The organism is Aeromonas sp. s3, assembly GCF_040907805.1.
GTDB classification, from domain to species: Bacteria; Pseudomonadota; Gammaproteobacteria; order Enterobacterales; family Aeromonadaceae; genus Aeromonas; species Aeromonas dhakensis.
Genome location: NZ_JBFOCQ010000027.1, coordinates 60827 through 73192 on the forward strand (window position 1 = coordinate 60827; position 12366 = coordinate 73192).

Below are 12366 nucleotides of genomic sequence, written 5' to 3' on the forward strand. Positions count from 1 at the left end.
ACTCACCTGTCTGAGCGCCTCGTAGCGGCCAATAGAGTGGCATCGCACAGGGAGTATGCCCCTCACCACAGGCACGGAGCTTGGCCGAGCTCCGCCGAAGGGCTGAGCCCCTCCCCTTTTCTATGACCATAAAAAATCCGAACCCCGGTAACAGGGTTCGGATTTTTTTTCGTCGCTAGGACTATCAGGCGCTGGCGAAGATAACCCGGGGCCATCAGCCCCTTACGGCCTCAGCCCGGGTCGCTGGACCCAGGCCATGGCCGAAGGGCTTACCCCTTGGCCTTGTCGCGCGCTTTTTTGCTCGGTCGTCTGTTGCTGGGTTTGGCACGGCCGCCCTTGGCGGATTTGCCGTGGTCCTTGCCCTCTTTCTCTTTGCGTTTGTCGTGGCGCTCGGCGCTCTTGGCCTTCTCCTTCTTGATCTCGGCCATCTTGCGCACCGCCTGCTTGGCGTTCTTGCCGGTGATCTTGAGGGGCTCTTCCACCATCACGAAGTCGATCTTGCGATCGTCCAGGTTCACGCCCATCACCTTGACCCGCACCTTGTCACCCAGACGGTAGCGGCGGCGGAAGTTCTCGCCGATCAGCTGCTGGTGCAGCGGGTCGAACTGGTAGTAGTCGTTGGTGAGGGTGCTGACGTGCACCAGACCGTCGATGTGGATCTCGGCCAGACGCACAAAGAAGCCAAAGCCGGTGACGCTGGCGATGACGCCGTCAAACTCGTCACCCACGTGGTCCAGCATGTACTCGCACTTGAGCCAGTCGGCCACGTCGCGGGTGGCGTCATCGGCGCGGCGCTCGGTCATGGAGCAGTGCTCGCCCATGGGATCCACTTCTTCCAGCTGGTAGTGGTAGCCACCGCTCGGGGTCCACTTGTGACGCAGGTTGCCCTGCTGCTCCTTGGCGGTCTGATACTTGATCGCCCGGTGCAGGATGAGGTCGGGGTAACGACGGATCGGCGAGGTGAAGTGAGCGTAGGATTTCAGCGCCAGACCGAAGTGGCCGATGTTGTCGGCCTGATAGATGGCCTGACGCATGGAGCGCAGCAACATGGTGGAGAGCAGCTCTGCATCCGGGCGCCCTTCGAACTTGGCGGCCAGGTCGGCAAAGTCTTTCGGCTCGGGCTCGAGGCCCCCCTTGAGCTCCAGGCCCAGCTCGGCCAGGAAGTCACGGAAGCCGGTCAGGCGCTCTTCGCCCGGACGGTCGTGCACCCGGAACAGGGCAGCGGCCTCGTTCTTCTCGATGTAACGGGCAGCGGCCACGTTCGCCTGGATCATGCACTCTTCGATGATCTTGTGGGCGTCGTTGCGCACCAGCGGCACGATGCGGTCGATCTTGCGCTGGGCGTTGAAGATGAAGCGGGTCTCTTCGCTCTCGAACTCCACCGCACCGCGCTGATGGCGGGCATGCTTGAGCGCCTTGTAGAGGTTGTTGAGCTCCTCGATGTGGCCCACCAGCGGCTCGTACTGCTGGCGCAGCTTGGGATCGCCATCCAGGATCGCCGCCACCTTGGTGTAGGTCATGCGGGCGTGGGAGTTCATCACCGCTTCGTAGAACTTGTAGCCGGACATGCGGCCGGCGGCGGAGATGGTCATCTCGCACACCATGCAGAGTCGGTCAACCTGTGGGTTGAGTGAGCAGAGGCCGTTGGAGAGCACCTCTGGCAGCATGGGCACCACGAATTCGGGGAAGTAGACGGAGTTGCCGCGCTGGTAGGCCTCGGTGTCGAGGGCGGTGCCCGGCTTCACATAGGCTGAGACGTCGGCAATGGCGACCCACAGGCGCCAGCCGCCACCGCGCTTGGCTTCACAGAAGACGGCGTCATCGAAGTCGCGGGCATCTTCCCCGTCGATGGTGACCAGCGGCAGGGCACGCAGGTCGATGCGACCCTCTTTGGCCTTCTCCGGCACCTGTTCGCCGAGACCAGCAACCTCTTTGGTCACCTCCTCGGGCCAGGTGTGCGGGATGCCGTGGGTACGCAGGGCAATCTCGATCTCCATGCCGGGTGCCATGTTCTCACCCAGCACTTCCAGCACGGTGCCGACCGCATTGAAGCGGGCGGTGGCGCGCTGGTTGATGCGCACAACCACCACCTGGCTCTGGCGAGCCCCCTTGTTCTCCCCTTCCGGGATGATGATGTCCTGGCCGATGCGGCTGTCGTCGGGTACCACGAAACCGACGCCGTTCTCGACGAAATAGCGACCGACGATGTCCGCCTCGCGGGCCTTGAGCAAACGCACCAGACGCGCCTCCTGGCGACCCTTGCGGTCGATCTCGGTGGGCTGCACCAGGGCGTAGTCGCCGTGCATCAGGCGCTGCATCTCGCGGTTGTTCAGGAACAGATCCGGGCCACCACCCTCGGGACGCAGGAAACCGAAGCCATCCTTGTGGCCGAGCACATAGCCTTTGACCAGATTCAGGCGATCCGGCAGGGCGTAACACTGGTTGCGGGTGAAGACCAGTTGACCGTCGCGCTCCATGGCGCGCAGACGACGACGCAAGGCTTCCAGCGGCTCTTCTTCGGTCAGCTTGAGGACCTTGGCCAACTCTTCACGGGACATGGGCTTTTCATGGCCCTTGATGAGGTCGAGGATCAGCTCGCGACTGGCGATCGGATTCTCGTATTTTTCGGCCTCGCGTTCGAGGAAAGGATCTTTTTGAGACATAAGCAGGCCTTAGGGTAGGTGGTAACGGCGACATTATATCGGAGGGGGGGGCGAATGGCATCCATCGACTGCCTTTTGGCCAATCTCTCTGTCATACTATGCACAGTTTGCAGTCATGATGAGACATGGAACTCATGAGCAAGGATTCGTTCGCCCAGTCCGCCGCCTATCTCAAGCAGGCGGTTCCCCTGATGATCAAGTATCAAATCCCCACCACGCCGGATAATTACACCCTTTGGTATAACTATGTGGCGGCCAGCATGCCCGAGCTCAATCAGGCCATCGATCAGGCCATCAAGCTGCAGGGCACCTGCTCTCTCACCACCTGCGAACGTCTCTATCACCAGCACCTCGCCGCCCAGGATGAGCAGCAGATGGAGGCGATGAAGCTCAACCTGGCCGCCATGGCCAACGAGCTCGGCCACACCATGCAGGATGCCATCTCGGATACCGGCATGTTCCAGGAGATGCTCGACAAGAGTTTCGACCGGCTGAGCCTCATCGATGACGAGGGGCTGAGCCTGGAAGACACCATGGGGATCCTGCGGGATCTGGTGCGCGAATCGCGGGACGTGCGCATGTCGACCATGCACTTTCGCAACCAGCTCAGCAGCGCCGAGAAGGAGATCAAGGAGCTGCGCGAGGCGCTCAACGAGACCCGCAAGCTGGCCAACGAGGATGCCCTCACCAGCCTGCTCAACCGGCGCGCCTTCGATCTGGAGATAGACAGCCTGCTGCGCAGCAAGCAGCCCTTCTCGCTGATCCTCGCCGATATCGACCGCTTCAAGAGTTTCAACGACGAATATGGCCACCTGCTGGGAGACCAGGTGCTGCGCGCCTTCAGCAAGCGACTGCGGGAAACCTGCAAGGAGGGCGTCACCGCCTACCGCCTCGGCGGCGAGGAGTTTGCCCTGCTGCTCCCCATGCGCAACCTGGCGCTGAGCCGCCAGATGGCGGAGAGCCTGCGCCGGGCCATCGAGAAAATGTCGATCCTGGATCGCAAGTCGGGCCGGCGCATCGACCACATCACCGCCTCGTTTGGCGTTGGCGAGTACAATGGTCAGGAGACGGGCGACAGCCTGGTCGAGCGCACCGACAAGCTGCTCTACAAGGCCAAGGAGCTGGGCCGCAACCGGGTGATGCCGCTGCCATCCTGAACTCGCCAAACGCAAAAAGGCCGGTCACTGACCGGCCTTTTTCATGTTTGCCATCCCGGGTTCAGAGGCTTTTCAGCTTCTCTTCCGGCAGGGCCAGCTCGTCATTGCGGTTGACGCCGATACCGCGCTCCAGCACGTGGCGGGCGATGGCATGGGCCTCTTCCAGCGAGTGCATGCTGTAGGTACCGCACTGATATTCGTTCAGCTCGGGGATCTTGCCCTGCTCCTGCACGGTCAGCACGTCGCTCATGGCGGCCTGCCAGGCGGCGCCAACCCGTGCCTCGTCCGGTGCACCGATCAGGCTCATGTAGAAGCCGGTGCGGCAGCCCATGGGAGAGATGTCGATGATCTCCACCCCGTTGCCGTTCAGGTGGTCACGCATGAAACCGGCAAACAGGTGCTCGAGGGTGTGGATGCCGCGCTCGGAGAGGATCTCCTGGTTCGGCACGCAGAAGCGCAGGTCGAACACGGTAATGGTGTCCTTGTTCGGGGTCTGCATGGTCTTGGCCACACGTACCGCCGGCGCAGCCATGCGGGTGTGGTCAACGGTAAAACTGTCCAATAACGGCATTTCTGACTCCTGATTTGGTTACCAGAACCAGCCCCCGCTGGAGAGCTGATCCTTGCATTGTCGATACTGGGCGCCGTAGCGCTGGGCGCGAGCCTCCACCTTGCGGGATGTCTTCATCAGCCATCCCTTGCTGCGGTAGCTGCCACGCCGATAGCCACCCCACCCTTCGTGATAGTTGAGATACTGGCCATACGCATCCCACTTGGAGGTGCCGTTCAGCCGCTGGGCCTTGTGAGTGTACCAGCCCATGAAGTCGATGGCGTCGGCAAAGTCATCGCGATCGCTCCAGCTGTTGCCGGTCTCCCGCTGATAATCGGCCCAGGTTTCATCTTTGACCTGGGCATAGCCGTAGGCGGAGCTGGCCCGCCCGGTCGGGATGAAGAGGAAATACTGCATCGGCGGCTGGGCATCGTGCACGAAGGAGGACTCCTGATACATCATGGCCATCACCACCTGCACAGGCGTTCCCCACTTCTCGTTCATCTTGAGCGCCGCCTCGTGCCAGTCCGGCTTCTCGCGAAAGATCTGGCACAGGTTTTCCGGCTGGGCCGGCGGCCGGGTACTGCAGGCGGTCAGACCGGCCAGCAGGCCGGCCACCGCAACGAGGCGCATCCAGGGCATCAGCGGGCTCGAGTCTCCATTCGTTGGCTCATCACAAGGCTCGGCCATCCGTCAGATGGCGTCTTCGTTCTCTTCGCCGGTACGGATGCGGATGACCCGCTCCACCTCGCAGACGAAGATTTTGCCGTCACCAATCTTGCCGGTACGGGCGGTGTTCTGGATCGCTTCCAGGCAGGCATCGAGATCCTCGTCCTGCACTACCAGCTCCACCTTCACCTTGGGCAGGAAGTCGACCATGTACTCGGCGCCGCGATAGAGCTCGGTGTGGCCCTTCTGGCGGCCGAAGCCCTTGACCTCGGATACCGTCATGCCGTTGATGCCGATTTCGGCCAGGGCCTCGCGCACATCGTCCAGCTTGAACGGTTTGATGATGGCTTCAATCTTCTTCATGGTGACTCCTTACCAGTTCTGTTTGCCAAACCCGGACGTGATGGGGTAACGGCGATCCTTACCAAAGTTGCGGGCCGTGATGCGGGGCCCGACCGCCGCCTGACGGCGCTTGTATTCGTTGAGATCCACGAGGCGGATCACCTTGCGCACCACCGCCTCCTCGAAGCCTTCCGCCACCATGTCAGCCACGGAGGCATCTTCTTCCACATAGCGCTTGAGGATGGCATCCAGGATGTCATAGGGGGGCAGGCTGTCCTGATCCACCTGGTCCGGTGCCAATTCTGCCGAAGGAGGACGGTCGATAACCCGCAGCGGGATCACATAATCGACGGAATTGCGGTATTCGCACAGCTTGAAGACCAGCGTCTTGGGAACGTCCTTGAGCACGTCGAAACCGCCGGCCATGTCGCCGTACAGGGTGGCATAGCCCACCGCCATCTCGCTCTTGTTGCCGGTGGTCAGCACGATGCGACGACGCTTGTTGGAGAGCGCCATCAACAGCACACCACGGCAGCGAGCCTGCAGGTTCTCTTCGGTGGTGTCGCGGGCGGTCCCTTCAAACAGCGGCGCCAGCTGGGCCATAAAGCCTTCGAACATTGGCTCGATGGAAATGATGTTGAACTCCACCCCCATCCGTTCGGCCTGCTCCTTGGCATCTTCCACGCTCATCTGGGCGGTGTAGCGGAATGGCATCATCACCGCCTGCACCTTGTCGGCGCCGATGGCATCGGCCGCGATGGCCAAGGTCAGCGCCGAGTCGATGCCGCCGGAGAGGCCCAGCACGGCGCCGTGGAAGCCATTCTTGGTGACGTAGTCGCGCACCGCCAGTACCAGTGCCTGATAGGTCTCGGCCAAGGGTTCCAGTGGTGCGGCGGGTTCCCGCTCCTTCACCGGCTGACCATCGGCAAAGCGCACCAGCGCCAGCTCTTCGGCAAAGGGGGCCAGCTTGTGAGTCAGCTCGCCCTGGCTGTTGAACACCTTGGAGCAGCCGTCGAAGATCAGCTCGTCCTGACCGCATACCTGGTTGAGGTAGATGAGCGGCAGACCAGTCTGATCGCAGCGCTCGGCCATCAGCTCGCGGCGGATCCAGGGTTTTTCCTGATCGTAGGGCGAGGCATTGATGGTGAGCAGCAGCTCAGCGCCAGCGGCCTTGGCGGCCAGCGCCGGCCCCGGCTGCCAGAGGTCTTCGCAGATGAGCAAGCCCAGCTGATGACCACGGAAGGGGACCACGCAGGTCTCGGTTGCCGCGGTGAAGTAGCGCTTCTCGTCGAAGACCCCGTAGTTGGGCAGATCCTGCTTGAAGTAGCGTGCAACCAGTTGCCCCTGCTCATAGAGGGAAGCGGCGTTGTAGAGCGCTTCCCCTTCACGCCAGGGGTGACCCACCAGAATGGCGCAAGCCCCCTGCCATGCCGCGATGCGGGTCAGCGCGGCCTCCACCCGGACCATCAGGTCGGCGCGCAGCAGCAGATCTTCCGGCGGGTAGCCGGTCAGGGCCAGTTCGGAGCAGACCAGCAGATCGGCGCCTTGCCGGTCAGCTTCGGCGGCTGCCGCCAGCACCTTGTCACAGTTATCTTCGATGGCGCCTACCGTCAGATTCAACTGGGCAAGCATCAGAGAGAGGGCTTTTGCCATGGCGATGCATCTTGAATTCGAAAATGATGGGGAATGATAAAGAAAAGGCGCTGGCTGTGCCAGCGCCCAAGACTCAGGGGGTACAAGTCAGGTTCGCTGCATTGCTGACTCCGTTGTCCACCAGCAGGCCACAGGGCCCGGTGATCACCTGACCGCTGGCGGGCGGTGTCATGGCGATGCTCAACGACGCCGGCTTCAGCAGATAGGTGGTGTTGCCCTGGGCACTGTAGGAGAAACTCACCACCAGGCTGCTGTTTTGCGCCGCCGTGCAGACATAGGTGGCCGGCTGGTTGTTGGCCTGGGGCTTGTCGATGCGGCAGGTGGCCCCCGTGGTGGTGGTGGTCACGCTCAACCCGTTGAAGGTGTTCTTGTTGCATGAAACAGGATCCGTATTGTTACCGTTACCTTTTTCCAGACATTCGATCCGTCCCGATACCGTGATGGTCGGCACCGTCTGGGAACTGGTATCGATCTCCACCGGCATGCTGGCGCTCTTGGCTTCACTCTGATCCACTGGCGAGATGAGCGAGGCGGTGATCCCCGAGTTGCCTTGATAGGCGGTCACCTTGATCGACGCGCTCTGCAACACGTTGGAGGCATCCTTGGTGCTCTTCTTGGCCGACAGGTAGCCGCGACTGTAGCTGCCGAAGTAGTAGTTGTTGAGATCGACCACCGTCTTGACCGTCTCGTTGGTCACCCCTACATAGTCGGAGACACTGCCGGTCAGCTGGCCACTCAAGGGCACCAGACTCCACTCGGCCAGCATGGTCAGGTTGATATCCTGGAATGGCACCCTGGCCAGCAGATCCTGCGAGGTCAGGTCGAGTGCGGCCAGATAGGTGGGCGAGAGCACATCCACATAGATGCCGCGCGCGATCAGCTGGGCCGTGCCCGTGCTCATGGTGACCTTGGTCGTGGTGTCTCCCCCCGCCGCCGCGTTGGCAGGCAACCAGTCGGCAAACTCGGTGATGGTCGGTGGCGTGGCTGTGGGGTTCGCTGTCCAGTTGAGGGTGTTCTTCTGCCAGGTGATATAGGTGATGACCACGTACTTGATGTAATTCTGGTAGCTGGTCTGATTGGCCGTCTTGGCGAGGAAGTCGGCGCTGGCCACCACCACCTTGATCAGGTTCCACTCGGGCAGAGGGCGATAATAGCCATCGAGCCGGACAAAGCGGCAGGCATCCACATAGTCGCCACTGTTGACCGAGGTGAGCGAGCTGTTATAGCGCTGCCTGTTGGTGTGCAGCGGGGAGTAGAACTGATCAAAGCTGCTGCCACTGCCATCGAAGTGGTTCTTGCAGCAACTGGTGCAGAGGGTGGGTTGATCCTTGACGCTGCTGTTGAGGATGCCGGTCTGCTTGGTGACCTGGGAGCCCACGCTCCAGTAGAGCAGATTGCTGTCGGTCAGGATCGCCTGGCCCGGCAGGTAGGCATTGACGCTCGAGCCGTAACTGCAAGAGCAGGAGACCGAGGCCAGATCCTGCAGCACCTGCTGGGTGTTGCCACCGTTGTCGGGCTTGTAGGTGACCGTCTCGAACTGCACCAGCTTGCCGACGGTGCCATCCTTGGAGGTCACCGTCGGCAGCGGTTTGCTGGTCTCCTGCTTGCGCCCTTCCTGATCGATCTGGATGGAGATGACGTCCGGCGCCACCCCCGGGGTATAGACCACCTGGGGAGGTTCGCGACTGGTATCGAGCCCGCCATTCAACTGGTTCTGGGCCAGTGACTCTGCCGGTGACACTGCACCGGCCAATAACAGCGAGATCGGATTCCCGTCATTGTCGCTCCAGCTGACGGTCACGTTGACCACCTTGCGACCCGGGTAGGACTGCAGGTATCCCGCCGGGGCCGTCGTCTGCCAGGTCGCACCATTCCAGTACTGGTTGTTGACGGTCCAGCTCAGGGTATAGGTCCCGCCGCCGTCGGCGGGGGTGACGGTACTGGTGCCCGCCGCAATGCTGTTATAGGCCGTGAGCGGAGAGACGGCACTCACCACGCCGTTGAAGGTGCGAAAATCATCGAGTTTCGACTCGGCCAGCCGCATCGCCACCTCATAGCGCCGCCCGTCCTGGGAAGCCCCGAGGATCCCGCGCGACATGGCCACCAGCCCGGCCACCCCCACCCCGAGCAGAACCAGGGTGATCAAGATCTCCAACAGCCCGAATCCCTTGTGCGGTTTCATGTTCGCTCCTACCAGTCCCGCCAGCTACCGGGCACTAGGTTAATGATCTGAAATGCGGCTCCATTCTCGATATTGCTCAGCACCGCCTGGTCGTACTTGGCGTCGAAGGTCCCGTTGGCGGTCTTGCCCAGTTGGTAGTTGGCAACCACAGCGCCATTGACGATGGCCCCCCCCTTCAGGCTGATATCGTTGGTAGCCGTGGCGGGTGTAGAGGAGTAGGCGAACACCAGCCCATAGAGGGTGGCGTTGCCGTTGACCATCAGATCCCCGTTGCGCACGATAAGTACCACAGGTGCGGCAACCGAACCGATCGAACCGCCCGGCTTGCAGTCCCCATCGACGATGATGAGTCCACGGGAGGCGGTCGACAACGAATCGCAATTGGTCAGCATCTGCACTGCCCGCGACTCCAGATTGGCCCATCCTGTTGCATCGTCATTCTCGTTGAACAGATACCAGACCAGGTCGCTTGGGAAGGCGGTATCGTTGTCCTTGATGTCCGACTGTTTGTCCCCCTTCTGGCTGATGTAGGCACTGCACCCTCCACTGTAATCCCCTTGATGGCAGGTCTGACCGGAGCCATTGGTCAGATCCACATTACCGTTGGTCCAGATGGAGAGCGGCACGCCAGGCCCGCCCCCGTTGGGATTGGCCACCACGGTAAAGTTGCCGGAAACGGCCATGCCGCCAGCAACCGTCAGAGGAGCAGCCGGGGTGCCCGCCAATACGCTGACCTTGATGGTCTTTATCTCCACATCGGCATTGGCAGTACTGTCAACCAGGGTAGCCTGGGCACGCACCCTGACCGGCGTCACACTCACCCCGCCCACGGTCACGGCTGTGTCGTCCAGCGCAAACAGGGTATAGGTACCGGCCGACACATTGACCGACACGCCACTGCTGGCGCTACGCCAACTTGCGTCCTGTGCCAAGCGGCCGACCCCGTCGGATAAACCCAGTTCGGCCAGGGCCAGTGCCTGTCGATACTGCACTTCGTTGAGGCTGACACGGCGATCAGAGACCATCAGCTTGCCCACCAGCAGCGAGATGCTCAGCAACATCACAGTAAGCAGCAAGGTAACGGTGAAGGTGGTAAAACCAAGATGACGTTGCATGACATCAATACCCGTCGTTGCGCAGCTTGATATCACGCTGCAGGGTGAGTTTGAGCGCGGTGTTGGCCTTGAACTGGCCCGATATGTTCAGCCGCACCGTCCGTGCACCTGACGAGACGCTGCCACTCAACAGCGAGAAGGTGAGATCCGTAATTTCGATGGTATTGTCGGTACTCAGCAGGCTGCCGGTGCTGCAACTGGTGCCAAGCTGCACCCCTTTGTCGGCACTGTCGTAGCTGTAGATATAGGTTTCATCAGCCCCAAGAGCGCCGTTGTTATCATCATCGTATTTCAACCGGATGCAGCGATAAATCTTGGAGCCAGTGACCGTCTCATTCATCAGATCGCTGCTGGTATCGAAATAGAAAGGAGATCTGGCTCCCGATGCCGCGCCGAGAAAGGCTGTCGCCCCCTGATCATAACCGGTGCGCTGCACGTCACGGGCGATCATGTCGGTGACGCTCTGCAGCTCCTGATTGAGGCGGCTCACCTGCATGGAGGTTTGATTGACCCTGAGGATGGTGGCGAACAAGGATGTCACCGCGGCGACCAGCAGCAGGCCTGCCACCATGGCAACCATCAGCTCCACCACGTTGAATCCCCTTGGTGCTCTCAACATGCAGGCACCCCACTGACATTGCTGACACCGCAGGTACGCACACGTCCGACATTGTTGGTCTTGACCTGCATGGAGTAGGTACCGGATGAGATGGCAATATTCCCCGCCGTCAGGGAGGACCTTCTGGGAGAGATACTCAGGGGTCTGATGTTGCTGGCCGATTCACTGTAGCTGGCGACCAGGCTGATACCGGGATATTCACTGGCATCGCCCCCCTTGCGCCCCTCAATACTGGAGCAGTGATCGCTGCAACTGTTGCAACTGCCATCGATAAAAATGCGGTAACACCAATTGCTGGTGCCGCTGTTGAAGATGATGAATTGCAGGGTGCGGTTACGCTTGATCGCCTCGGACTTCAGCAACATCACATCCGTGTACACCGCCTGGGTGGCGGCCTTGACCATCTGCTCCTGGCGCAGGGATTGATAACTGGGAATCGCAACGGTCAGCAGCAGAGCGACCAGAGACAGGGCGACCATCAGCTCTATCAGGGTAAAACCGGCGGATCTGCCCTTTCTGCCTTCCATCGTTCAAGACTCCTTTCTTTTTGCACATGCCAGTAGAGCACACCGTCAGTACTATCCTATAGTATCAACCTGTTTCACGAAGCATGCCGCCCCATGAAAGCCAAACAGTCCGGAATCACGCTGCTGGAACTGCTCGTTGCAGTAGCCATCGTCGCCATCATTGCATCCATCGCCTACCCCAGTTTCAGCGACGGTTTGCGCAAATCCCGTCGAGCCGAGGCGTTCAAGGGCCTGCTCAGCATGCAGTTGAAACAGGAAGAGTTCAGAGTCTCCAACACCAGCTACGGCACGACCCCGTCCCAGGTGGGCAACCCCACCAGCAGCTACTACGACTTCACCATCTCCGGGGCTACCGCAACCACCTATACCCTGATCGCCACCAGCAAGGGAGCGCAGGTGGGTGACAAGAGCGGCAGCACCGCCTGCGATACCCTCACCCTCAACAAGGCTGACATCAAGACTCCTGCCGCCTGCTGGTAACGCATTACCAGCACTCGGCGGCCGTCATGCTGGCCATCGACACCCCCTGCTGTCCCCCCTGATCCAGGGTCAGCAAGCCGCAGGGGTCGCCGTTCATCACTCCGGTCGGGATCGCCGTCAGGGTATAGCGGGCGCCGCTGGCATTGAGCGCCAGATTGTAATAGGCAGCCCCGCCATCCCTGGGCAAGGTGGCCAGTCCGGCTGAGGCCAGGTTGCCACCATCATAGTTGCCATCGGCGGTAAACTGCCGCTCCATGTATTGCGCCGCCTCGAGCAGCGCCGCCTTGGCCTCGGCCCGCTTGGCCGACGCCATGTAGCTGTTGTAGCTGGGGTAGGCAATCAGGGTCAGAATCGCCATCACGGCTACCGCAATCATCAGCTCCAGCAGGGAAAATCCACGCGCCATCTC

At 61.1% G+C, this 12366-nt stretch carries 12 protein-coding genes; 2 read left to right on the plus strand and 10 right to left on the minus strand.

Going from position 1 to position 12366, the window contains the following annotated elements; genetic code table 11:
- Window positions 1–269: 269 nt before the first annotated feature.
- Window positions 270–2663 (minus strand): ribonuclease R, encoded by a 2394-nt coding sequence (rnr, locus tag AB5Y98_RS13230; RefSeq protein ID WP_005308855.1) that lies wholly within the window; start codon window positions 2661–2663, stop codon window positions 270–272.
- Between the two features lie 134 nt (window positions 2664–2797).
- Here rnr and AB5Y98_RS13235 point away from each other — a divergent pair, with 134 nt between their 5' ends.
- Entirely contained in the window at window positions 2798–3820 is a 1023-nt protein-coding gene (locus AB5Y98_RS13235; RefSeq protein WP_024942009.1) for a GGDEF domain-containing protein, read from the plus strand.
- Between the two features lie 61 nt (window positions 3821–3881).
- On the opposite strand, the gene luxS is transcribed toward AB5Y98_RS13235, so the two are convergent.
- From luxS to AB5Y98_RS13275, 8 genes are all read right to left on the minus strand, one after another.
- Window positions 3882–4391, minus strand: a complete 510-nt coding sequence (luxS, locus tag AB5Y98_RS13240; RefSeq protein ID WP_011704660.1) for an S-ribosylhomocysteine lyase — start codon at window positions 4389–4391, stop codon at window positions 3882–3884.
- An 18-nt stretch (window positions 4392–4409) separates the two neighbouring features.
- Entirely contained in the window at window positions 4410–5003 is a 594-nt protein-coding gene (locus AB5Y98_RS13245) for a transglycosylase SLT domain-containing protein (RefSeq protein ID WP_275056027.1), read from the minus strand.
- Window positions 5004–5063: 60 nt separating this feature from the next.
- Entirely contained in the window at window positions 5064–5402 is a 339-nt protein-coding gene (glnB, locus tag AB5Y98_RS13250; protein ID WP_005308848.1) for a nitrogen regulatory protein P-II, read from the minus strand.
- A 9-nt stretch (window positions 5403–5411) separates the two neighbouring features.
- Window positions 5412–7034: an NAD+ synthase gene (locus tag AB5Y98_RS13255; protein ID WP_368232054.1), complete on the minus strand. Its 1623-nt coding sequence runs from the start codon at window positions 7032–7034 to the stop codon at window positions 5412–5414.
- A gap of 73 nt (window positions 7035–7107) precedes the next feature.
- Complete coding sequence (locus AB5Y98_RS13260; RefSeq protein WP_368232055.1) at window positions 7108–9216, minus strand: prepilin-type N-terminal cleavage/methylation domain-containing protein; 2109 nt, start codon at window positions 9214–9216, stop codon at window positions 7108–7110.
- 8 nt (window positions 9217–9224) lie between these two features.
- Window positions 9225–10331 (minus strand): hypothetical protein, encoded by a 1107-nt coding sequence (locus tag AB5Y98_RS13265; RefSeq protein WP_368232056.1) that lies wholly within the window; start codon window positions 10329–10331, stop codon window positions 9225–9227.
- Between the two features lie 4 nt (window positions 10332–10335).
- Window positions 10336–10923 (minus strand): PilW family protein, encoded by a 588-nt coding sequence (locus AB5Y98_RS13270; protein ID WP_054544076.1) that lies wholly within the window; start codon window positions 10921–10923, stop codon window positions 10336–10338.
- Window positions 10924–10943: 20 nt separating this feature from the next.
- The gene (locus AB5Y98_RS13275; RefSeq protein ID WP_019839935.1) at window positions 10944–11477 is read right to left on the minus strand and encodes a GspH/FimT family pseudopilin; all 534 of its coding nucleotides are present in this window, start codon (window positions 11475–11477) and stop codon (window positions 10944–10946) included.
- Window positions 11478–11570: 93 nt separating this feature from the next.
- Here AB5Y98_RS13275 and AB5Y98_RS13280 point away from each other — a divergent pair, with 93 nt between their 5' ends.
- The gene (locus AB5Y98_RS13280) at window positions 11571–11957 is read left to right on the plus strand and encodes a type IV pilin protein (protein WP_005308836.1); all 387 of its coding nucleotides are present in this window, start codon (window positions 11571–11573) and stop codon (window positions 11955–11957) included.
- A gap of 4 nt (window positions 11958–11961) precedes the next feature.
- On the opposite strand, the gene tppA is transcribed toward AB5Y98_RS13280, so the two are convergent.
- Entirely contained in the window at window positions 11962–12363 is a 402-nt protein-coding gene (gene tppA, locus AB5Y98_RS13285) for a type IVa pilus pseudopilin TppA (RefSeq protein WP_010635132.1), read from the minus strand.
- Window positions 12364–12366 lie beyond the last annotated feature (3 nt).

Bases quoted from the DNA above. Each gene is read 5' to 3' on its own strand.
- AB5Y98_RS13275 (WP_019839935.1), bottom strand. From the start codon at position 11,477: ATGGAAGGCAGAAAGGGCAGATCCGCCGGTTTTACCCTGATAGAGCTG.
- rnr (WP_005308855.1), bottom strand. From the start codon at position 2,663: ATGTCTCAAAAAGATCCTTTCCTCGAACGCGAGGCCGAAAAATACGAG.
- AB5Y98_RS13265 (WP_368232056.1), bottom strand. From the start codon at position 10,331: ATGCAACGTCATCTTGGTTTTACCACCTTCACCGTTACCTTGCTGCTT.
- AB5Y98_RS13255 (WP_368232054.1), bottom strand. From the start codon at position 7,034: ATGGCAAAAGCCCTCTCTCTGATGCTTGCCCAGTTGAATCTGACGGTA.
- AB5Y98_RS13235 (WP_024942009.1), top strand. From the start codon at position 2,798: ATGAGCAAGGATTCGTTCGCCCAGTCCGCCGCCTATCTCAAGCAGGCG.
- luxS (WP_011704660.1), bottom strand. From the start codon at position 4,391: ATGCCGTTATTGGACAGTTTTACCGTTGACCACACCCGCATGGCTGCG.
- AB5Y98_RS13245 (WP_275056027.1), bottom strand. From the start codon at position 5,003: ATGCGCCTCGTTGCGGTGGCCGGCCTGCTGGCCGGTCTGACCGCCTGC.
- glnB (WP_005308848.1), bottom strand. From the start codon at position 5,402: ATGAAGAAGATTGAAGCCATCATCAAACCGTTCAAGCTGGACGATGTG.
- AB5Y98_RS13260 (WP_368232055.1), bottom strand. From the start codon at position 9,216: ATGAAACCGCACAAGGGATTCGGGCTGTTGGAGATCTTGATCACCCTG.
- tppA (WP_010635132.1), bottom strand. From the start codon at position 12,363: ATGGCGCGTGGATTTTCCCTGCTGGAGCTGATGATTGCGGTAGCCGTG.
- AB5Y98_RS13280 (WP_005308836.1), top strand. From the start codon at position 11,571: ATGAAAGCCAAACAGTCCGGAATCACGCTGCTGGAACTGCTCGTTGCA.